17 protein-coding genes are annotated in these 22,393 nt (G+C 37.0%); 15 read left to right on the top strand and 2 right to left on the bottom strand.

Translation table 11 applies throughout. The annotated features are described in order from the left end of the window. Positions 1 to 443 precede the first annotated feature (443 nt). The 4 genes from proV to D7029_RS05075 all read left to right on the top strand — a co-directional run bounded on the left by proV (position 444) and on the right by D7029_RS05075 (position 4,588). Positions 444 to 1,643 (top strand): glycine betaine/L-proline ABC transporter ATP-binding protein ProV, encoded by a 1,200-nt coding sequence (gene proV / locus D7029_RS05090; RefSeq protein WP_194952026.1) that lies wholly within the window; start codon positions 444 to 446, stop codon positions 1,641 to 1,643. After that, positions 1,636 to 2,835: a glycine betaine/L-proline ABC transporter permease ProW gene (gene proW, locus D7029_RS05085; protein WP_194952025.1), complete on the top strand. Its 1,200-nt coding sequence runs from the start codon at positions 1,636 to 1,638 to the stop codon at positions 2,833 to 2,835. The genes proV and proW overlap by 8 nt, the downstream gene beginning before the upstream one ends. A 121-nt stretch (positions 2,836 to 2,956) precedes the next feature. Beyond that, the gene (gene proX / locus D7029_RS05080) at positions 2,957 to 3,952 is read left to right on the top strand and encodes a glycine betaine/L-proline ABC transporter substrate-binding protein ProX (protein ID WP_088493466.1); all 996 of its coding nucleotides are present in this window, start codon (positions 2,957 to 2,959) and stop codon (positions 3,950 to 3,952) included. Positions 3,953 to 4,237: 285 nt separating this feature from the next. Then, positions 4,238 to 4,588, top strand: a complete 351-nt coding sequence (locus D7029_RS05075; protein WP_088493467.1) for a ribonuclease G — start codon at positions 4,238 to 4,240, stop codon at positions 4,586 to 4,588. Between the two features lie 200 nt (positions 4,589 to 4,788). On the opposite strand, the gene D7029_RS05070 is transcribed toward D7029_RS05075, so the two are convergent. After that, the gene (locus tag D7029_RS05070) at positions 4,789 to 5,412 is read right to left on the bottom strand and encodes a TetR/AcrR family transcriptional regulator (RefSeq protein ID WP_194952024.1); all 624 of its coding nucleotides are present in this window, start codon (positions 5,410 to 5,412) and stop codon (positions 4,789 to 4,791) included. A 217-nt stretch (positions 5,413 to 5,629) separates the two neighbouring features. Between D7029_RS05070 and D7029_RS05065 the strand changes: the two genes are divergently transcribed. From D7029_RS05065 to D7029_RS05055, 3 genes are read left to right on the top strand one after another with little or no spacing between them, the layout of a single operon-like run. Further along, entirely contained in the window at positions 5,630 to 7,096 is a 1,467-nt protein-coding gene (locus tag D7029_RS05065; RefSeq protein WP_194952023.1) for an efflux transporter outer membrane subunit, read from the top strand. A gap of 39 nt (positions 7,097 to 7,135) precedes the next feature. After that, positions 7,136 to 8,305, top strand: a complete 1,170-nt coding sequence (locus tag D7029_RS05060; RefSeq protein WP_194952022.1) for an HlyD family secretion protein — start codon at positions 7,136 to 7,138, stop codon at positions 8,303 to 8,305. Then, positions 8,302 to 9,804, top strand: coding sequence for a DHA2 family efflux MFS transporter permease subunit (locus D7029_RS05055; RefSeq protein WP_194952021.1), 1,503 nt, complete (start codon positions 8,302 to 8,304; stop codon positions 9,802 to 9,804). The genes D7029_RS05060 and D7029_RS05055 overlap by 4 nt, the downstream gene beginning before the upstream one ends. 121 nt (positions 9,805 to 9,925) lie before the next feature. Here D7029_RS05055 and D7029_RS05050 read toward each other — a convergent pair whose 3' ends face one another. Beyond that, positions 9,926 to 12,259: a TonB-dependent hemoglobin/transferrin/lactoferrin family receptor gene (locus D7029_RS05050; protein ID WP_194952020.1), complete on the bottom strand. Its 2,334-nt coding sequence runs from the start codon at positions 12,257 to 12,259 to the stop codon at positions 9,926 to 9,928. 550 nt (positions 12,260 to 12,809) lie between these two features. On the opposite strand from D7029_RS05050, the gene D7029_RS05045 reads away from it, so the two are divergent. From D7029_RS05045 to emrB, 8 genes are all read left to right on the top strand, one after another. Then, the gene (locus D7029_RS05045) at positions 12,810 to 13,445 is read left to right on the top strand and encodes a CDP-alcohol phosphatidyltransferase family protein (protein WP_194952019.1); all 636 of its coding nucleotides are present in this window, start codon (positions 12,810 to 12,812) and stop codon (positions 13,443 to 13,445) included. Then, complete coding sequence (locus D7029_RS05040; protein ID WP_194952018.1) at positions 13,442 to 15,211, top strand: bifunctional alpha/beta hydrolase/class I SAM-dependent methyltransferase; 1,770 nt, start codon at positions 13,442 to 13,444, stop codon at positions 15,209 to 15,211. Before D7029_RS05045 ends, D7029_RS05040 begins: the two co-directional genes overlap by 4 nt. Positions 15,212 to 15,315: 104 nt before the next feature. Further along, positions 15,316 to 16,647 (top strand): phosphatase PAP2/dual specificity phosphatase family protein, encoded by a 1,332-nt coding sequence (locus D7029_RS05035; RefSeq protein ID WP_194952017.1) that lies wholly within the window; start codon positions 15,316 to 15,318, stop codon positions 16,645 to 16,647. A gap of 7 nt (positions 16,648 to 16,654) precedes the next feature. Continuing rightward, complete coding sequence (locus D7029_RS05030) at positions 16,655 to 17,065, top strand: hypothetical protein (protein ID WP_194952016.1); 411 nt, start codon at positions 16,655 to 16,657, stop codon at positions 17,063 to 17,065. 172 nt (positions 17,066 to 17,237) lie between these two features. Beyond that, positions 17,238 to 18,446 carry an MFS transporter gene (locus D7029_RS05025; RefSeq protein ID WP_194952015.1) on the top strand — a complete coding sequence of 403 codons (1,209 nt, stop codon included), beginning with the start codon at positions 17,238 to 17,240 and terminating at the stop codon, positions 18,444 to 18,446. A 492-nt stretch (positions 18,447 to 18,938) separates the two neighbouring features. Beyond that, entirely contained in the window at positions 18,939 to 19,466 is a 528-nt protein-coding gene (gene mprA / locus D7029_RS05020) for a transcriptional repressor MprA (protein ID WP_023581117.1), read from the top strand. Positions 19,467 to 19,658: 192 nt separating this feature from the next. Beyond that, positions 19,659 to 20,837 carry a multidrug efflux MFS transporter periplasmic adaptor subunit EmrA gene (gene emrA / locus D7029_RS05015; RefSeq protein WP_102949398.1) on the top strand — a complete coding sequence of 393 codons (1,179 nt, stop codon included), beginning with the start codon at positions 19,659 to 19,661 and terminating at the stop codon, positions 20,835 to 20,837. Between the two features lie 15 nt (positions 20,838 to 20,852). Continuing rightward, entirely contained in the window at positions 20,853 to 22,370 is a 1,518-nt protein-coding gene (gene emrB / locus D7029_RS05010; protein WP_088493474.1) for a multidrug efflux MFS transporter permease subunit EmrB, read from the top strand. The last annotated feature ends 23 nt before the right edge of the window (positions 22,371 to 22,393 follow it).

Raw genomic sequence — 22,393 nt, 5'->3', positions numbered from 1 at the left:
TTTCGAATTATTCTAGCCTATTTCCAGTATATAATCCTTATCACAAGATATTAAATATTAATCTTACTAATGTATAGTGATTTTTTTTCATTTAATTTTTCTCTTTTCCCCTCTTCTATTTTGATATTGAGTCTTCATTTTTATTGAGATCCTAATCAAAATAGCAATATCTCTAAAAACAAAGTTATTTCAGTCAGTTAGAGAGAAATATATCTTTTAATAAATTTTATTTATTTCACTTTATTTAATTATTAATCATATTAAAAATAAAGAAAATATAGCTAAATTATTTAATTAATTATAATTAACATAGGGTTGTCAGGCTCAATCATTGTGGTAGGGTATTTGCCTTACTAAAAATCTTATTTAGGAAAAACAACAACACTTATTAATTAACATTTAATTTATTCCTTTCAATATTTAAATAGGAAACTATATATTGCATGGCAATTAAACTCGAAGTAAAAAATCTCTACAAGGTATTTGGCGAGCACCCTAAACGCGCTTTTGAATTATTAGAGTCTGGTATGAATAAAGATCAGATTTTTGATAAAACAGGGCTTACAGTGGGCGTTCAAAATGCAAATCTGGCAATTGAAGAAGGCGAAATATTTGTCATCATGGGATTATCTGGTTCAGGTAAATCCACACTAGTCCGCCTTCTCAATCGTCTGATCTCTCCAACAAAGGGAGAGGTGCTTATTGATGGTGAAAATATTGCCACTATGTCGGATAAAGAATTACGACAAGTGCGCCGTAAAAAAATCAGTATGGTGTTTCAGTCATTTGCACTAATGCCCCATATGAACGTGCTTGATAACACCGCATTTGGAATGGATCTCGCGGGATTAAGCAAAGATGAGCGTTATAAAAAAGCGATGGATGCCTTAGAGCAAGTCAACTTGGGCAGTTACGCAAACTCTTGGCCTGATGAGCTTTCTGGTGGGATGCGTCAACGTATCGGTCTTGCGCGTGCACTTGCTAATGATCCCGATATTTTATTGATGGATGAAGCCTTTTCAGCACTCGATCCATTAATTCGTACAGAAATGCAGGATGAGTTATTAAGCTTACAAGGTGATAAACAGCGCACCATTGTGTTTATCTCCCATGATCTGGATGAAGCTATGCGGATTGGCGACCGAATTGCCATTATGCAAGGTGGCGTTGTTGTTCAAACGGGTACACCAGATGAAATACTTAACAATCCAGCAAATGATTATGTGCGTACTTTTTTCCGTGGTGTTGATATTAGCCACGTATTTAGTGCAAAAGATATAGCCAAACGTCGCCCTGAAACCTTACTGCATGTTGCGCCCGGTTTTGGTCCTCGATCTGCCTTAAAAGTACTCGAAGATGAAGATAGAAACTTTGGCTATCTCATTGAACGAGGAAGAAAATTTATTGGCATCGTTTCTGTCACATCTCTTGAAGAGGCGCTGAAAAATAAACAACCTATTGAGTCAGCTATTTTATCTGAGCCTTGTGCCATTAATGGTGATACACCGTTAAACGAGCTGATTTCAACTGTTGCACAATCTCCCTGTGCAATTCCTGTTATTGATGAAAAAAACCGTTATATCGGCTTAATTTCTAAAGGAATGTTATTACAAGCACTGGATAAGGAGACGCCAAATGAGTAATACAACAGATAAAGATGTGGCTTTGGATACAAATATCCAAGAAGCCACAACAAACAAAACGGCACAAGAGACAACTAATAACGTAAATGATGATCCTTGGGCAACAACTGATACCACTACAACAGAAAGTGATCCTTGGAGTAGTGCCGACAGTTCATCAACAGATGCTGATCCTTGGGGTGCTGGCAGTGGTACTGAAAATATTGATACCTCATCCTCTGGCAGTGATTGGTTAGATGCAACACCAACAGATGTAGCACCCGATTCATTCAATCTAATGGATCCGTTTCATAATACGCTGATCCCCTTAGATTCATGGGTTACTGATGCGATTGACTGGATTGTGTTGCACTTTCGCCCTGTTTTCCAAGGTATCCGTGTACCGGTTGATTTGGTCTTAAGTGGTTTTGAAAATTTCTTAACTTCAATGCCAGCACCTATCGCCATTATTCTGTTTTCTCTGATTGCATGGCAGCTTTCAGGCAAAGTCATGGGTGTCACTTCTTTTATCTCATTAATATTAATTGGGGCGATTGGTGCTTGGTCTGAAGCCATGGTTACCCTTGCATTGGTACTAACCTCGTTACTGTTTTGTCTTATTATCGGGCTTCCATTAGGAATATGGCTGGCTAACAGTGATAGAGCATCCAAAATTGTTAGGCCTTTACTCGATGCGATGCAGACAACACCTGCGTTTGTCTACTTAGTTCCTATCGTCATGTTATTTGGTATTGGTAACGTACCCGGCGTTGTGGTCACTATTATTTTTGCCTTACCTCCAATTGTGAGATTGACCATTTTGGGGATCAAACAAGTCCCTGAAGATTTAATCGAAGCAGCACAATCATTTGGTGCAAATCCTCGTCAAATGCTGTTTAAAGTGCAATTACCTCTCGCCATGCCAACGATTATGGCAGGTGTAAACCAAACGCTAATGTTAGCACTTTCAATGGTTGTTATTGCCTCAATGATTGCCGTTGGTGGATTAGGTCAAATGGTATTACGCGGTATAGGTCGTCTTGATATGGGACTGGCTGCCGTAGGGGGTGCAGGTATTGTTATTCTTGCCATTATCCTTGACCGATTAACACAATCTTTAGGTCAAAACAGCCGTCATAAAGGCAATCGATGCTGGTATATGACAGGACCTATCGGTTTAATTTATCGACTCTTTGGCAAAAAAGCATCGTAATAAATATTTTTACTATTAATTAAAAATCAATAAAGAACATCACGTTCAATCAATATAAGAAATAGAGGCGACAGTTCGCTGTCGCTATTTATCTCTTACCATAACAACAGAAGGAAAAACTATGCGTAATCCAGTTCTCTGGGCAACAGTATTGTCCGCCACACTGATAAGCACCCAGTTATCCGCTGCTGATTTACCTGGAAAAGGGATTTCGGTTCAACCCGTGCAAAGTACGATTTCTGAAGAAACATTTCAAACTTTAATCGTTAATAAAGCACTAGAACAATTAGGTTACACCGTTCAGCCAATTAAAGAAGTTGACTATAACGTTGCTTATTCCTCTATCGCCAATGGTGATGCCACTTTTATGGCAGTCAGTTGGGTTCCTCTTCATAATTCACAATATGCAGCGGCAGGAGGTGATAATACCTTTTATCGTAAAGGGGATTATGTCGTTAATGCCGCTCAAGGTTACTTGATTGATAAGAAAACGGCAGAGAAATATAACATTACGAATATTGAGCAATTAAAAGATCCTAAAATTGCCAAATTATTTGATGCCAATGGTGATGGTAAAGCCGATTTAACGGGTTGTAATCCGGGATGGGGTTGTGAAGAAGCGATTAACAATCACTTAAAAGCCTATGGATTAGAAAAATCTGTTACACATAACCAAGGTAACTATGCGGCAATGATGGCAGATACCATTACTCGCTATAAAGAAGGCAAACCCATTTTTTATTACACATGGACACCTTACTGGATAAGTGATGTATTAAAACCAGGTAAAGATGTTGTTTGGTTACAAGTGCCTTTCTCTTCATTACCGGGTGATGATAAAACCGATACCACATTAGCAAATGGTAAAAACTATGGCTTTCCACCAAGTACCATGCATATTGCAGCAAATAAAAAATGGGCTGAAGAAAATCCTGCTGCGGCAAAACTCTTTGAAGTTATGAAAGTGTCTGTTGCCGATATTAATGCGCAAAACTTACGTATGCATAATGGTCAAAAATCACAGGCAGATATTGAACGTCATGCTAATGCATGGATCAAAGCACATCAAAAAACCTTTGATGGTTGGATTGAACAAGCTCAAGCTGCTGCAAAATAATCAATAAATAATCTTCATTTAAGATTGTCACAAAACAGGTCACATTATTGTGGCCTGTTTTTATTTATAAAAAACTAAATTTACATGTAATTAGATAAAATAAGTTTATATAAAAATTAAAAGTCATCTTAATACTATTTTATTATTAAGATTATTCTTTTTATTAATGGCAGAGACATACCCACCTTTCATTCTCTCATTTCTTCAATTATGATTATCCTTTTCTCCAGTTGCCATTTTGGCATTCTCATTTTTATATTTATTATTTTAGATAAGGAATAAACTGTGTCTTACACTAACAAGCCCGTACCTGAAGAAATTAAACGTTGGAACTGGGGTGCTTTCATGTTTAATATTATTTGGGGTTTTGGTAATAAATCCTATCTTCCATTATTAGCGCTTGTTCCTTTACTTAATCTTGTTTGGATTTTTGTCTGTGGTATTAAAGGGAATGAGTGGGCTTGGAAAAGTGGTGATTATGATTCTGTTGAAACCTTTATGAAAGTGCAAGAAACATGGAACAGAGCTGGCTTTGTTTACTTTATTATTAGTATTGTTATGGCTGTTCTTTTCTTTATTTTCTTCTTCACAACTATGATGGCGATGATTGCAACTTCTGCATCACATGGTTATTAATTCAATACATTAAGTCTTACTCTTTGAACTTACAATAAACCCCATATTATTTTTCATGGGGTTTTCTATAAAAACCTATCTATTCACCTTTATGTGACTTTTTAAAATTTTAAATTAAAGGTCCTTCTCAAGTTTATCAATAATAATAAGAAAAGATCCTTAAACTATCTGTATTAACTACTATTTTTATAAGACGTCTTCTATTTGGCATATGCCTTTAAAAAAGTGTCTACCGCATTTTTTACCCACAAATCTTGCCTTGCCATTGAAGGTGTTGGTGTGGGGTGAGTTAAATATTCCAAATGCCCTTCTCCACGTAGCATACTAGTGAAAAGCTGCGCTGCTTGGCTAGCACCGATAGCATTAATATTAATTTTTCCTGCATTCGCAGCACTGATAAAATAATCAGTGATTTTATCAATAACAGGTTTTGGTCCAGCTAAATAAAATCGGTGGCTTATTTCAGGAAAACGAGGTGCCTCAGCAACAATCAGGCGGAATAATGCAATTGATGATGGTGAAAAAACTAATTGTAAGTAAGATACGCCAAGTTGAGTAAGTGCATCTTTTATATTGCCGTCAACAATTTCCATCGTATTAAATGCATGTCCCATTATACGGCATTCTTTATCAATCACGGCTGTAAATATCGCTTCTTTACTAGGAAAACACGCATACATTGTCGCCTTTGATACCCCCGCTTTACGTTGGATCATATCTGTTGTCGCGGCACTAAAACCATGAACAAAAAATATCTCTGTAGCCGCGTTAAGTACTGCTAACTCTTTTTCATCGGCTGTAGTGATTGATTTTGGTGAAATCATATTGTCGCTCATCAATTAAAAAATCAGATAACACAAAACTAGCATATTTACAGTCTATCATCAAATAAACCGATCGGTACATTTTTTAAGGAAAATAAATAAAAATGCTTGATAATTATATTTATTGACATAGATTAATTATTAACATTACAGTACCGATCGGTTTAGTTTATTTTACGCGCCCAATTGAGTCTACGCTAGTAGCTAAAGGATCTTTATGAAACAGACTTATCCTTACCCACGTTTTTTTCAAAAAAAGCATCTCGCACTTCTTTTAGCGCTTACGCTTTTAGGGTGTGTAAATACATCTGACATTCCGACATATTCAGCTGAACATATTGATATTTCATTACTTGTACACGATGCAGATAAAAAAGGGGATACCACTTTAATAACAGAAACCATGCCAACTTTATGGTGGGAATTATTTAATGACCCTATCTTGGTCACTCTTGAATCGGAAGCAGCCAAATCAAATTTTGATTTGCAAACAGCCCTTCTTCGTGTTGAAGAAAGCAGAGCTCAACTTGGACTAGTATTTGCATCTCGCTTGCCACAACTTGATGCTTCTAGTGGATATTCTCGCCAAGCGATTAGTAAAAATGAACCTCTTTCCATACTTGGAGCCCCCTCTACTGCAAGTAACTCATGGAGTTTAGGCCTCCAAGCAAGTTGGGAATTGGATTTATGGGGATATCTTCGCCATCAAAATGAGGCTGCATTGGCTAAACTTCAGGTAACTCATTTTGGCATGATTGCGACTAAAAACTCGATTTCAGCTGAAGTTGCTCGAACTTATTTACTTGTTAGAGGAATTCAATCCCAAGAAAAAATATATAAGGAACATCGCAATATTGCACTGCGATTACTCACCATTGCTGAAGATAGGAAAAAAAATGGTGTAGCAACAATTTCTGATGTTGCATTAACTCGCGCTGAGTTAGCACAAATAGAAGCTCAATTGATGCAATTGCAACAACAACGTGACTCATCAATAAATGCATTAGCATTATTATTAGGAAAACCACCTCATAAGCTAGTTTCCTTACTTGTGCCTAAAGATTTACCTTCAATGCCAGCATTGTTACCTGTAGGCATCTCTTCTGATCTCGCTAAACAACGCCCTGATATTTTACAAGCTGAAGCAAATCTACGTGCTGCTGTTGCCGATATCGGTGCTGCTAGAGCTGATTTTTACCCTCGAATAAGCTTAACAGGCAATATTGGCTTACAAGCATTTGAATTATCAGATTTAGGTAGTTGGGATTCTCGACGCTTTTCTGTTGGACCATCACTCTATTTGCCTATTTTCCAAGGTGGTCGTTTACAGCGTAATTTAGAACTTAGTGAAGCGCGTCATCGTATTGCGGGTATTGCATATCAGCAAACTGTTTTAAAGGCTTGGCATGAAGTTGATGATGCGTTGAGCTCTTATATCACCGAAAAAAACCGTCATGAGCAACTACAACTTGCTTTTGAACAGAATAAATCCGCACTAAACATGATGGAAAATAGCTATAAACAAGGAGTAAGTGATTTTACTTCAGTACTTATCTCACAACGTTCTTTACTCTCCAGCCAATCTAATTTAGTGGATAGTGCAACGAATTCTGCTCTTTCTGTTGTTTCACTCTACCGTGCTTTAGGTGGTGGATGGTCTCCTGAATTACAGATTAATAAATAAAATATTGTGATGAAATCTCAAATAATAAGGAAAAAAATCATGAATACTACAGTGGAAGAAAAGCAAGAAAAAAGCCATTCTAATAAGAAAAGAATGCGTCGCAAAGGGCTAACAACAGCACTATTGCTCATGGTTTTGACAGCAACAACTTGGTGGATATGGTCAGAGTTTTTCTCACCAAATACGGTTGAAACAGAAAATGCCTATACAGCTGCTGAAATTGCAGATGTGACTTCATTAGTTTCAGGCCCTGTAGCACAAGTGCAAGTTCATGATACTCAGTTTGTAAAAACAGGTGATATTCTCGTTATTCTTGATAATGCCGATGCTGTATTAGCCGTCGAACAAGCACAAGCTCGTTTAGCACGCACCGAACGTTCCGTCAGACAACTGTTTGCCAATAATTTAGTATTAAAACAAAAAGTCAGTAGCCAAGCTGCAAATTTAAATGCTGCACAGGCTGATGTTACTCGAGCAAATGCAGATTTAAAACGCACCAGACTTGATCTGAATAGACAACGTAATTTGGCAAAAACAGATGCTACATCACAAGAAAAATTGACCAATGCTGAAGCCTCTTTTTCTATTGCTCAAGCAATGTACAACCAAGCTGAAGCTCGTGTTAATGTAGCAAAAGCTAATCACAATTCTGCTATCGAAGAATTAAAAACCCATGCCACATTAATTGATGGGGTAACAGTCGAAACTCATCCTGATTTGCTTGAAGCACAAACAAAACTGAAACAAGCACAATTAGATCTAAGTCGAACTATTGTTCATGCTCCTATTGATGGAATAGTCAGCCAACGAAATGTTGATATAGGACAGAAAATCCAGCCAGGTCAACGGTTAATGACCATTACACCTATTGATAAGATTTATGTTAATGCCAACTTTAAAGAAGCACAACTCTCTGAAATACGCTCAGGACAACACGTACAATTAATATCAGATTTTTATGGAAGCAAGGTGCTTTATAAAGGTACTGTTATTGGTTTATCAGGTGGTTCTGGTTCAGCTTTTGCTGCAATTCCAGCTCAAAATGCCACAGGTAACTGGATCAAAGTCGTTCAACGTGTACCAGTACGTATTGAGTTAGACAAAGAAATGTTACAAAAACATCCATTAAGAGTTGGTCTCTCAATGCATGTAACCGTTAATCTAGATCCAACATATTCAGCTCTTGATTTAAAAGAGGTAACTAAATGAATATGGAAAATAAACCACTAAAAGGTATCCCACTCATTTGGGGCACGATTGCCATTGCGCTGGCTAATTTTATGATTGTTCTTGATACCACTATCGCCAATGTGTCTATTCCCACTATTTCTGGTGACCTAGGTATTTCAACGACAGAAGGAACGTGGGTTATTACCTCTTATGCTGTTGCGGAAGCAATTACTGTACCTCTTGCGGGGTGGTTAGTTAAACGATTTGGGCAAATAAGATTATTTATTTCGTGTGTTATTATTTTTATGTTTTTTTCATTACTATGTGGCCTTTCATGGTCATTAGAAAGTCTTGTTCTATTTCGTATATTACAAGGATTGTCCGGTGGTCCATTAATTCCATTATCAGCAACTTTATTAATCTCCATTTATCCGAAAGATAAATCGACTATTGCCGTCGCATTGTGGGGAATGACAACTGTTGTCGCTCCCATTATAGGCCCTATTCTTGGTGGATGGCTTTGTGATAATTATAGTTGGCCTTGGATTTTCTATATCAATTTACCTATTGGTATTCTTATTGGGATCTCAGCTTGGATTTTATTACGCTCTCGTGAAACAGAAAAAAAACGAATTCCTATTGATATTGTAGGATTAACGCTCTTAATTATTTTTGTTAGTGCATTACAGCTAATGATAGATAAAGGAAAAGAGCTGGATTGGTTTTCCTCATCTTTTATTATCATTTGTGCCGTTATTTCTGTTATCTCCCTTATATTTTTTGTTATTTGGGAGCTCACTGATGCAAACCCTATTGTCGATCTCTCTGTTTTTAAATCAAGAAACTGGATCCTTTCAACGCTAGCAGTAAGCCTAATGTTTGGTTTATTCTTTGGTAACGTTGTCATCTCTCCTATTTGGTTACAACAACAAATGGGATACACCGCTTTTTGGGCTGGGCTTGTGATAGCACCAATGGGAATATTATCTGTTGTCACCTCCCCTATTGTAGGAAAACTTTTACAAAAATTAGATCCTAGATGGATTGTAACCTGTGGCCTGTGCATATTGGCATTATCATTTTATTTACGTGCACTTTTTACCATTGATGTAGGTTATTGGGAAATAGCACTTCCAATGTTTATTTTAGGTGCGGGTGTTCCCGCTTGCATAGTAACTTTGACCAGCCTTGGTGTGTCAGATTTACCAAGTGAAAAAGTCACTAATGGTGCAGGATTACAAAACTTTTTTAGAGTTATGTCGATGGCAATTGGGGGATCACTTTCTCAAACTTATTGGGAACATCAAGGTAAAGTCAATCGCGCAGAGCTTGTCAGCATTATTGATATTAATAATATGCCTAATTCAACAATAGATTCATCATTAAATCAGTTCTCATTATTAGTTGATCAGCAAGCGATGATGTTAGCAACTAATGATTTTTATGCTTTAGCTTGTATTTTGATGTTAATATTTGCCGTCGTTGTTTGGTTTATAAAACCAAGTAAGGCGCCTTTAAAACAAAATACGGGTCACTAAAAAATTCATTTATATTTACAATAAGCTATTTAACATGCAATTTTTCATAAGCAAAGTGCCCCTAACAATGAGTTGTTCAACTATTATTAGGGGCACTTTAGCATTTTTACTTTCAGTAATATTAGAAACGTTTTACCACAGTAAATCGATAATCACGTCCTACACCCGAAACTGATTCACCTAAATAAGGGTAATAATCTCGGTTAAATAAATTTGCGACCGTAAAACGAACTTCTGTATTATCTATAAAAGAGGGTTCCCAATTCGCAAATAAACCGTGAATTGCATAACCTTTACTTTTTGGTAGTGACCAATATCCTGCATCAGGATCGGCATCCATTGGTGAACGGCGTTGAGCACCAATAAAATCACCTGTCCATCCCATATTGACATTAATACTGGGTACTTTTACGCCAAGAGTGGCATGTAAAGCGTCAGGTTGTATCTCAGCAATCCATGTTTTTTGGCCAAACCACGGGTCACGCGGTGATTGGTCACGTTTTCCTTTCATTGTTGAATATGCTAAACGGCCGAATACATTAGGGCTATTATAAAAGGCTTCGATTTCCAGCCCTTGGATATGGTAGCCCGGTAAATTACGGTAATTACCAATCGAAGGTGGACAATTTCCATTATGTCCATCCACCTTTTGACTTTCACAATAGACACCACGGCGACGGAAAATTTCGTCTTTACCACGAGTATCAAACAGTGTTGTTCTTAATTGCAGTTGGTCTTCTTGCTGAATAACACTTTCAAAATCCGCAATTGCACCAATTCGTGCAGCCCTTACAGTTTCTTTGTCTAGATGACGACTCGTTCCTGTTAAGCTAGAAATACTTCCTTGTACTTCATACTGCTCATCAATCAATGGAGCGCGCCATGTATAGGTTAAATCACCAAAGAATCTGAAATTCTGATTCATTTTCCATAATAAACCTAAATGAGGTGTTGCCCCGCTATAAGTCACATCAGAGTAATCATGACCATAATAGGGATCTGGATCTTGATAGGTAATAGCCCGACTTCCCTTGCCTTGATTTTTAACGATATCGTAGCGAACGCCCGGCGTTATCGTCAGATTTCTATAACTCATCGAATCTTGAAGATAAAAACTGGTTGTCGTTTGCGTACCTTCTGGCATATAAGGAGGCGCATAATATCCATAGTTATAATTTGGATTTTTAGCTTTATCGCGAGTAAACATTAAGACATCACGATCATTACGATGCCAACGTGTTCCTACTAATACCTTATGCTCTAAAGCACCTTGCATAACGGTACTTTCATTTTTAATTTCAATTTGATGATTTCGATAATCTACCCAACTTTGATTGCCCATACTGCCACTAAAATAGGAGCTTGCGGTCTCTGGACGACTATCATTTTGTTTGGTTTTTGAATAACCGTAGGTAAACGTTAGATTAATTAAATCAGAATCAACTGGCTGAATATTCCATTTCACACTGAAGGTGTCATCTTTTTGATCACGATAAACTAATTTGCGTTTCATCGCTGCATCAAAACCATATTTATCCACTTCAGCTTGGCTAGGTTTAGCCAATTCATCACGTTTAGCCGCCCAAGGCGTCCAACCGTCACTTTCTGATCGTGATGCCGATAACGTTAATGTTTGTGCTTCGGTTAAATAGATATTAGTTTTAATTAAAAAAGAATCTTGATCTGATTGTGAATAGCCAAATTTAGTCCCATCAGGGCGACGCAGATCGTCACTTTCACGACGGTTAAAATAGAACAATCCGTCTGCTTGCCCATCCAGTAATTTACCGTATACCGCACCACTATAACGGTTTTGTCTATCGTTGGTATGGTGACCATATTTTAAAAACATCCCAATATTCTGATCGGGTAGTAATAAGTCATCGGGATCTTTGGTTTCAATTCTCACCGAACCACCAAAACCGCCATTTCCTTGAGTAATATTATGAGGCCCTTTATCAACATCTATACGACGGATTAATTCAGGATCAATAAAAATTGAACCTTGGCGATATTTCTCAAAGGTTTTAGGCGTACCATCAAGGGTAATTTTAATATCTTCAGGATTGCCCATCCCCCAGATATTTAATGTTTGACCGCCCGGTCTTGGTGAACCCGATGATGAAATTCCGGGTAATTTATCCACCAGCTCTGCAATATTATTAGGCTGAATTCTATCGATATCTTTTAACGTCAGAACGGTACTTCCCGCATCAACACTTGAGTTGAGTTCACCTGATACATAGATAGGTTCAATAATAATCTTTTCGCGTGATTTGGGTTGTGCAGGACTTTCCGACTTTGTGGATGTCGTTATTTCTGGTTTTACACTTTCAGTTGCATAGCTATTTAACGAAGTGAGTGAAGTCAATAATAATGCTATCGCTGATGACGAAAATGAAAATATCCCAATTCCCTGACGATAAGCATCATTTTTTGCTAAGAAATGGATCATAATAGTAGTATCTTTTTGTATGGTTATTAGTTTGATAGATGATTAGAGCTGTACCTAACAGCGCTAATTATGATAATGATAATAATTATCATTATCTAGTTTTTTTGCACTAATCACTCAATACAGATAACTACACTATTGATACTTTCTTGTTAGATTTAAATTTTATCTAAAATAATATTTATAATAAATTAAACTAATTTCATTAGTTATTATAAGGTATTTAATAGCTCTTATTTTCATTTCCTCCCATTAATTCTCTAATTATAATTACGTACATATTACTAAAGAAAATTTAATCATTTTTAAAATAAAGAGAATAAAACAGACACAGAACAGTCTGATAATTAGAATTTTGCATATCTTATTTTCTCTTTATTTTGAGAGCTAAATAATTATTAACTCAAGTAAATTTTAAGTCTTAGTTTTATGTTTAAATCGTAAATAAATTAAAGCATTGAAATAAAGATATTCAATAAGATAAAAATCAGCTAATAATAAAATTATGATTATGAGGTAATATACGCACTTTTGAACACAAGGATGCGTCATGACAATTTATGACCTAAAACCTAAATTCCAAGCTCTATTACTCCCTTATGTAGAACAGTTATTCACAAAAGGGATCACAGCAAATCAGGTCACGCTTTTTGCCTTACTGTTATCCATTACTGTTGGTGGGTTACTTTTGCTCTATCCTTACCCTCATTTATTTTTATTGCTCCCTTTTGTTCTCTTTTTTCGTATGGCACTTAATGCCATAGATGGCATGCTTGCACGAGAACATAATCAAAAAAGTGCGCTTGGAGCGATATTAAATGAAGCCAGCGATGTTATTTCAGACATTGCACTCTATCTACCCTTTGCTTTTATTTTTCCACAAGCCTATTGGTGGATCATGCTGGCACTCTTTTTAATGATAATGACTGAGTTCTTAGGTGTGCTTGCCCAAACTATACATGCTTCTCGTCGTTATGATGGCCCGATGGGAAAAAGTGATAGAGCCTTTATTTTCGGTGCAATCGCCTTTTTTATCGGATTATTCCCCTCACTGACATTATCAGAAAACACGCATTATCTTTTTATTATTATTAATTTATTACTTTTGTTGACTTGTTATCACCGAATTCATCGCGCACTAAAAGAAGCAACGATGACAGATAAAGATAAGGATACATCGTTATGAATCAACAACCGCAATATCAAACTCAAAGGAATATGATTGAGTCTGAATTTACCACCAGCGATAAAACACCTTTGTATTATCGCCATTGGCCTGCTCAAATTACCACTGAACCAAAAGCAATTATTTTATTTCACCGAGGTCATGAACACTCAGGTCGTGTTTCTCATCTAGTGGATGAGTTAGATCTTCCTGATTTTTCAATGTTTGCTTGGGATGCTCGTGGACATGGTAAAAATGAAGGCGCTCGCGGTTATAGCCCATCAATGGGAACTTCAATAAAAGATATAGACGAATTCGTTCATTACGTTTCATCCAACTATAATATTCCAATGGAGAATATTCTGGTTGTTGGCCAAAGTGTAGGTGCCGTTTTAGTTACCGGTTGGGTACATGATTATGCCCCTAAGATCCGCGGCATGGTGTTGGCTTCTCCTGCATTTAAAGTGAAGTTATATGTTCCTTTTGCACGCACAGGCCTTGCCCTAATGCAAAAAGTTCGCGGGCTTTTTTATGTTAATTCATACGTGAAAGCCAAATACTTAACCCATGATCAAAGTCGCATCGACTCTTTTAATCAAGACTCGCTGATCACTCGCCCTATTGCCGTCAATATTTTATTAGAGCTTTATAAAACGGCTGATCGTGTTGTTGAAGATGCAAGTGCAATTACTTTACCAACACAGTTATTTATTTCAGGCAATGATCATGTGGTTCACGCCAAGCCTCAACACCTTTTCTATGAACGTTTAAATACATCTATCAAAGAAAAGCATGTCTTACCGGGCTTTTACCACGATACTTTAGGTGAGAAAGACAGAGTTATTCCTATCAATAAAATGCGCAGTTTTATTGAAACCTTATTTGCACAACCACTTTATCAACATGATTACCAATATGAAGATACTTGGAGTCATAGTGCAGATGTTTATCGCGCATTACAAACGCCACTTCCTAAATATTGTCCAAAAAGACTTTATTACAAAGTACTTAGTCGCTCTATGAGCACTTTAGGTAAAGCATCTGAAGGTGTTACTCTGGGTTATGATAAAGGTTTTGATTCCGGATCGACGCTGGATTATGTCTACCGTAATCAGCCTCAAGGGAAAGGATTATTTGGTCGTATTGTCGATAGACAATATTTAAATAGCATTGGTTGGCAAGGTATTCGCCAACGTAAAATCAATATTGAAAATACAATCCGCTACGCAATTCGCCAATTAATACAAAATAATATGCCGGTGCATATTATGGATATCGCAGCAGGACAAGGGCGCTATCTTTTTGATGCAATTAACGATTATGGTAAGGTCGATTCAATTTTAATGCGTGATTATAGCGCCATTAACGTTGAACAAGGCAACATTGCGATTAAAGAGCGCCACTTAGAAGACAAAGTACGTTTTGAAGAAGGTAACGCCTTTGATGCAGAAAGCTTGAGTGCTGTTTCTCCGTCACCAACTTTAGGTATTGTCAGCGGACTTTATGAATTATTCCCTGAAAATCATCTGCTAAAAGAGTCTTTAAAAGGACTATCGCAAGCCATCCCAAGTGGCGGTTTATTAATTTATACCTGCCAACCTTGGCACCCTCAGCTTGAAATGATTGCGCGTGTATTACCTAGTCACCAAAACGGACAACCTTGGATCATGCGTTGCCGTAGTCAAGGTGAAATGGATGCTTTAGTCAATGAAGCAGGTTTTGAAAAGTTAGATCAACAAATTGATCATTGGGGTATTTTTAGTGTATCGATAGCAAAACGTCGCTAACGGAATGCGCCATAAATAATCAAACTATCGCTATATAGCAACACATAGCGATAGTTTTAAGTCATTGTAAAAATATAAATATAAACAAAGAAAGGAATTTCAGTATGGGTGGAACCCAACACACTCAAATAACATCATCAAGAAAAAGTATCTGGCTTGCTGGTATTGTATGGCTGTTGTTTCTTGCCCCATTTTTCTATTTAACTTATATGCAAGTTAACACTTATACTTCCACTTTATCTGATGTTCCTTCTTTTGTTTATTCATGGGAAAAAGCGATCCCCTTTTTACCGTGGACAATCATTCCTTATTGGAGTGTGAATATTGCCTATGGTATTTCACTGATTATTTGTACAACGTTAAGAGAACAATTTATACATGGACTACGTTTAATTGTTGCCTCTCTTATTGCTTGTACTGGTTTTTTATTATTCCCTTTAAAATTTAGTTTTATTCGCCCAAAAACAGAAGGGTTTTCTGGTTGGTTATTTACCCAATTAGAAGGTTTCGATTTACCTTATAACCAAGCGCCTTCTTTGCACATAATCTTATTGTGGATACTTTGGTTACGTTTTCGCGCACATACTCCAAAATCATGGCAATGGTTTTTAAATTTATGGTCATTGCTTATTGCTGTTTCTGTACTGACAACGTGGCAACATCACTTTATTGATATTATTACAGGCTTTGGTGTCGGCGTATTTATCTGTTATTTATTACCAATAAGCTCGCGTTGGAAATGGCATTTTACAGGCAATAAACGCAGTTTACGTATTGGTAAAAACTACGCGTTATCAGCAATAGTGTTTTATCTGTTATCTTTTGGCTTACAAGGTTTCTTTTGGATTTTTCTCTGGCCTGCCATCACATTAACTTTTGTGACTTTAGGTTATTTAGGGGCAGGAGCTTCTATTTTTCAAAAAAATGCACAAGGTGAAATCCCCCTTTCTGCACAGATAATCCTATTACCTTATCGCTTTTTTGCTTGGTGTACTTATCGCTATTATTTAACGCGTTGCCAAACACCCAGTTTAGTGGCTGAAGGTATTTTATTAGGCGGGCGCCCTCTTTATAAATTAAAAGCGAACGCCGTCTTTGATTTAACCTGTGAGTGGCCAAGAAACAAATTTAGCCAAAATCAGCTTTATTTAGCGCAACCTCAAATCGATTTATTACCATTATCTCCTGATGATATCAGCAAAGCCATGTTGTCTATGGAACAGCTTAGCCAAGTAGGAACTGTTTATATTCATTGCAAATTAGGCTATTCGCGCAGTGCAACCATTGCAGTTGCATGGCTAGTTTACAGTGGCACAGTAGATACTTTGGAAGACGCAATAAAACAGGTTTATCAAGCACGCCCTCAAGTGATTTTAAATCCAGAAACACAAGAGGCATTACAAATTTGGTATTCGCATTTCCAACAAAATAGATGACGAGATAATGATGCTGACAACAAAAACCAGCGGTAAAGTAATTGTGTCTTTAACTCAAAGTTGGCGCTATTTACTGCTTTTATCACTGTTACCTTATATAAGCACATGGCCTGTGTTTAGCCTTCATTTTCATAATAAACTGGCATTCTTCGTAGCTTCTCTTTTATTTTTATTTACGCAATATCACCTTTTTCGTTTATGGCTTGATAGCCATTTTTTTCAGACACTTTATCGCTATCAAGATGATGTTAGTTTTGATGAAAGCCTCTCTACGTTATTTCCTAAACGCCCCAAAAAACAGACAATGGAAGCTCGCTGGCTAGGAACTAAGCGTCTATTTTCTTTTGCCGTGATTGGCGTTTCAGTTCAATGGATATGGTGTTTAGCTATGCTCTTTTTTACGCTTTTTAGTTATTAACAAGCTAAAGCTAAAGTTAATGTTTATTTATCATATAAAACAATATGTTATAAGAATAAAATCTAAGGATTTATATCAAATTAATTGAACATCTCTATCACAGTAATTCTTTTCTCAAAAAAATGACTCATGTTACTATCATTTACCTTATAAATGATTTGTTATGAGTATTATGGAAAACACCGCACCACAAACATCGCTAAGCAAAGGTCTTATTCTACTAATGGCGGTTGCCACAGGTATGGTTGTTGCCAGTAACTACTACGCACAACCCCTACTAGATTCAATCGCAAACTACTTCCACATATCTGCGACGTTGGCTGGATTTATTGTTACCACTGCGCAATTAAGTTATGCCGTAGGGTTAATGTTATTAGTGCCTCTTGGCGATATTTTTGAACGTCGCTCACTGATTATTACCATGACATTAATTTCAGCGAGTGGCCTATTAATTACCGCTATGGCATCCAATATTTGGGTAATGTTAATAGGAACGGCGCTCTCAGGGATGTTCTCCGTTGTGGCTCAAATTCTTGTTCCTTTTGCTGCAACCCTTGCCGCACCTCATCAACGAGGCAAAGCAGTCGGCACGATTATGAGTGGTCTTTTACTCGGAATTTTACTGGCAAGAACTGCATCTGGGTTAATGGCGTCATTTACTAATTGGCAGGGTATTTTCTGGGTAGCAAGTATTTTTCTGGCGATTTTAGCTATCACTTTATGGCGCTGTTTACCTACTTATAAAAGTGAAACAGACTTAAATTATTTTCAATTGCTAGGTTCTATTTTCAAATTATTTGCAACAACTCCTGTCTTAAGAACTCGCTCATTAGTTGGTGCACTTATTTTTGCTCACTTTGGTTTATTGTGGACCTCAATGGCTTTTTTATTGGCTTCTGATCCTTTTAATTATTCTGACGCTGTTATTGGTTTATTTGGTCTTGTGGGTGCCGCAGGTGCATTAATGGCGGGTAAAGCTGGCGTATTAGTGGATAAAGGAAAAGGCAAGAAAACCACCACTGTAGGATTAATCATCCTCTTTCTTTCTTGGGGTTTTATCATTATTGCGCCTTATTATCACTGGATTGGACTCATCAGCTTTATTATTGGCGTTGTCCTGCTAGACTTAGCTGTTCAGGGTGTTCATGTCACCAATCAGAGCACCATATACCGTATTTTACCTGATGCTAGAAACCGCCTAACTGCCGCTTATATGACAAGCTATTTTATTGGTGGTGCATTAGGATCTTTACTATCAGGCTATGCTTATCATCAATATGGATGGACTGGTGTTTCCATCGCTGGATTAGTCATCGGCGTTATCGGTCTTATTGTTTGGTTTTTAGGTTATAAAAATGATCCAATAATCCACGCTGAATAATTTTTAGACCCAAGGATGGGTTACATTATTTCTTCAATCCCACTCTAATCAGAATAAAATGTGAATGTTTTAACAGCGTGATTACTATTAATGTATATCATCATCCCATTCTTTATTAAGAAAATTATATCAATCTCACCAATAAAGCACTATATAGATAATTTCACTTCGGTATTATCCACATAACAACCATTGGTAGTGATAATAAATTTATTACGTGTTTTATCGTAAAAAATGATCCCTTTTTTCGCAAATAGACTACTATTCATTGTCAGATAAGTGATAAATTGATTTTATTAACTTATTGCAAAGAGATAAGTACCTATCCTTTTTTTTGTGTTATCATTCAAAAAATTTATGAATCAGGTAACATAATCAAAAAAACATAGTGACTATAAATAATAAAAATTGCTAAATTGTGTGTTTAATATACCATTTAACATGTTGATAACAGCATTATCCTAATTTTCGAAACTAACAAGGTGTCTAAAAATGGAAAGCTCATTTACGCCAACAGAAGAATTACTAAACACTCGCGCTACACAACAGAAATCGCTTAACAAAGATATTCCTTATCAAGAAATTTTGTTAACTCGCCTTTCTATGCATGTTCAAAGCAAACTTCTTGAAAGTCGTAATAATATGTTGAAGTCTCAGGGTATTAACGAGACATTATTTATGGCACTAATGATTTTAGATACGACAGAAAATCGTAGTATTCAACCATCAGAATTAAGTGCAGCTTTAGGCTCTTCAAGAACAAACGCAACACGTATTGCTGATGAGCTTGAAAAGCAAGGTTGGATTGAACGTCGTGAAAGTCATAATGACCGCCGTTGTTTACATCTCCATTTAACTGATGCAGGTGAAGAGTTTTTAAATAGCTTATTACCACCGCAACATCAGTGTTTAAAACAAATCTGGTCTGTATTAGATCAATCAGAACAAAGACAGCTTGAAACGCTAATGCGTAAGTTATTATTACAATTAGATACTTTGGCTGAAAAAGGTTGTGAATAAGTAGCATAATAAATAGTTTTATTGATCTAATCCTATTTACGCCATAAATCGGCAAACATACTTACCCATTAGCATTTATAATTTACCTTCACGCTAATAATTATTCTAAGATTGACTTTATAATTATGTTTCCAGTTTTAATACTGGAAACATATCTAATGATGTTTTTCTGGTTTTATGGAGATCTTCTAAATGAGTGTTAATGAGGAAACTACCCCCCCTCAGGCTCCCATTCGCAATAAAAAACGAACTCGCCGAAACGTTCTACTGTTGCTAACTATCCTATTTATTGTTGCTGGTGCAGCTTACACAGCTTATTGGTTTATGGTGTTAAGACATCATGAAACAACAGATAACGCTTATGTGACTGGCAATCAAATCATGGTGATGCCACAGATTTCTGGTTCTGTTACCACTGTTTATGTGGATAACACCGATTTTGTAAAAGCAGGTGAACCCTTAGTTTTATTAGATTCAAGTGATGAAAAACTCGCATTAGAAAAAGCAAAAACAGCATTAGCTAATAGTGTTCGTCAAATGCATCAGCAAATCATCAATGGTCGTCAATTAAAAGCAAACATCGTTTTACGCGAAACTGAGCTCACTAAATTACAAAATGATCTTCGCCGCCGTGAAGTTTTAGGTGAACGCAATGTCATTGGTAAAGAAGAACTTCAACACGCCAGAGAAGCTGTTTCTACCGCAAGAGCGGCTTTAGAAGTTGCAAGAGAGCAATATAATGCTAATCAAGCCATTATCTTAAATACACCAATTGCAAAACAACCTTCTGTCTTACAAGCATCAACTGATGTTCGTAATGCATGGCTTGCCTTAGAACGTACTAAAATTTTAAGCCCAACAGATGGCTATGTTTCACGTCGTAGCGTTCAAGTTGGTGCACAAGTCTCACCGGGTAAACCTTTAATGGCCGTTGTTCCTGTAACAGGTATGTGGATTGATGCCAACTTTAAAGAAACCCAACTCGCGAATATGCGAATTGGTCAACCTGCAAAGATAACAACTGACTTTTACGGTAAAAAGGTCATTTATCACGGCACCGTGTTAGGTTTAGATATGGGAACAGGTAGTGCTTTCTCATTATTACCTGCGCAAAATGCCAGTGGTAACTGGATAAAAGTGGTTCAACGCTTACCCGTTCGTATTTCATTAGATGAAAAAGAGTTAGCAGAAAAACCTCTGCGTATTGGTCTTTCTTCTGAAGTGACTGTCGATACGATTAACCTTGATGGAAAAGTATTATCACACAGCGAACGCCAAGCACCTGCTTATCATACTGATGCTTTAACAATTGATATGTCAGAGATTAATAAACTGATCAATGAAATCATTGAACAAAATGCAGGACAATAAAGGCGAGGTGTAAAGGTGATCAAAGAGCCATTACAAGGAGGAAGACTTGCCTTAATGACCATCGCCCTTGCGTTGGCAACCTTTATGCAAGTTCTCGATTCTACAATCGCTAACGTAGCCATTCCAACTATTGCAGGAAACTTAGGTGCCTCTAACTCACAGGGGACTTGGGTTATTACCTCATTTGGTGTGGCTAATGCTATTTCTATCCCAATTACAGGTTGGTTAGCAAAACGCATTGGTGAAGTTCGACTCTTTATGTGGTCAACAGCGCTTTTTGCGTTAACGTCCTGGCTTTGTGGTATTTCACAAAGCCTTGAAATGCTTATTTTCTTTCGTGTGCTTCAAGGTTTAGTTGCAGGACCACTAATTCCTTTATCACAAAGTTTGTTATTGAATAACTATCCACCTGCCAAACGAAATATGGCGCTTGCGCTATGGTCAGTAACCATTGTTGTAGCACCTATTTTAGGACCGATTTTGGGTGGCTACATCAGCGATAACTATCATTGGGGATGGATATTCTTTATTAACGTTCCATTTGGTGTGTTGATTATTATGTGTATATCAAACACCTTAGCTGGACGCGAAACAAAAACTGAAATTAAACCAATAGATACTATCGGCCTTGTTTTACTTGTCGTGGGTATTGGTGCGTTACAAATCATGCTCGATCAGGGTAAAGAGCTCGATTGGTTTAATTCGACAGAAATTATAGTCCTCACTATTGTTGCCGTAGTTGCGCTTAGCTTCTTAATTGTTTGGGAGTTAACGGACGATCATCCAGTGATAGACCTTTCTCTCTTTAAGAGTCGAAACTTTACCATTGGTTGTGTCACGCTCAGCCTCGCTTATATGATCTATTTTGGCACCATTGTTTTACTACCACTGCTTTTACAAGAAGTCTTTGGTTATACAGCAACATGGGCTGGATTAGCATCAGCGTCAGTAGGTTTATTACCTTTAATTATCACACCGATTATAGGTAAGTTTGGTGGTAAAGTGGATTTACGCTATATCATCAGCTTTAGCTTTATTATGTTTTCTGTGTGTTTTTATTGGCGAGCTTATACCTTCGAGCCAGGAATGGATTTTGCCACTGTGGCATGGCCTCAATTCTGGCAAGGTTTAGCGGTTGCGTGTTTCTTTATGCCATTAACGACAATGACATTATCTGGATTACCCCCAGAAAAAATGGCATCAGCCTCAAGTCTTTCAAACTTTTTAAGAACATTGGCAGGGGCAATTGGTGCATCGTTAACCACAACAATTTGGACACAAAGAGAATCACTTCACCATGAAACCTTTGTAGAAAAAATTAATCCACTCGATCCTGATTCGCAAATGGCGTACCAACAAATGAATGATCTTGGTTTTTCAAATGAACAAGCGTCTGCATATTTAGCGAAAACTATTACAGAACAAGGATTAATTATTTCAGCCAATGAGATTTTTTGGTTAGCAGCCGGTATTTTCCTTATCATGATGATCGTGGTTTGGTTTGCTAAACCGCCTTTCTCACCAGGAAAATAATACAATTAGCATAGAGCGTATAA

This window comes from Proteus vulgaris (genome assembly GCF_016647575.1).
Taxonomy (GTDB): domain Bacteria; phylum Pseudomonadota; class Gammaproteobacteria; order Enterobacterales; family Enterobacteriaceae; genus Proteus; species Proteus mirabilis_B.
This window is presented reverse-complemented; position numbering and strand designations above follow the sequence as displayed.

Bases quoted from the DNA above. Each gene is read 5' to 3' on its own strand.
- proV (WP_194952026.1), top strand. From the start codon at position 444: ATGGCAATTAAACTCGAAGTAAAAAATCTCTACAAGGTATTTGGCGAG.
- proW (WP_194952025.1), top strand. From the start codon at position 1,636: ATGAGTAATACAACAGATAAAGATGTGGCTTTGGATACAAATATCCAA.
- proX (WP_088493466.1), top strand. From the start codon at position 2,957: ATGCGTAATCCAGTTCTCTGGGCAACAGTATTGTCCGCCACACTGATA.
- D7029_RS05070 (WP_194952024.1), bottom strand. From the start codon at position 5,412: ATGATTTCACCAAAATCAATCACTACAGCCGATGAAAAAGAGTTAGCA.
- D7029_RS05065 (WP_194952023.1), top strand. From the start codon at position 5,630: ATGAAACAGACTTATCCTTACCCACGTTTTTTTCAAAAAAAGCATCTC.
- D7029_RS05060 (WP_194952022.1), top strand. From the start codon at position 7,136: ATGAATACTACAGTGGAAGAAAAGCAAGAAAAAAGCCATTCTAATAAG.
- D7029_RS05055 (WP_194952021.1), top strand. From the start codon at position 8,302: ATGAATATGGAAAATAAACCACTAAAAGGTATCCCACTCATTTGGGGC.
- D7029_RS05050 (WP_194952020.1), bottom strand. From the start codon at position 12,259: ATGATCCATTTCTTAGCAAAAAATGATGCTTATCGTCAGGGAATTGGG.
- D7029_RS05045 (WP_194952019.1), top strand. From the start codon at position 12,810: ATGACAATTTATGACCTAAAACCTAAATTCCAAGCTCTATTACTCCCT.
- D7029_RS05040 (WP_194952018.1), top strand. From the start codon at position 13,442: ATGAATCAACAACCGCAATATCAAACTCAAAGGAATATGATTGAGTCT.
- D7029_RS05035 (WP_194952017.1), top strand. From the start codon at position 15,316: ATGGGTGGAACCCAACACACTCAAATAACATCATCAAGAAAAAGTATC.
- D7029_RS05030 (WP_194952016.1), top strand. From the start codon at position 16,655: ATGATGCTGACAACAAAAACCAGCGGTAAAGTAATTGTGTCTTTAACT.
- D7029_RS05025 (WP_194952015.1), top strand. From the start codon at position 17,238: ATGGAAAACACCGCACCACAAACATCGCTAAGCAAAGGTCTTATTCTA.
- mprA (WP_023581117.1), top strand. From the start codon at position 18,939: ATGGAAAGCTCATTTACGCCAACAGAAGAATTACTAAACACTCGCGCT.
- emrA (WP_102949398.1), top strand. From the start codon at position 19,659: ATGAGTGTTAATGAGGAAACTACCCCCCCTCAGGCTCCCATTCGCAAT.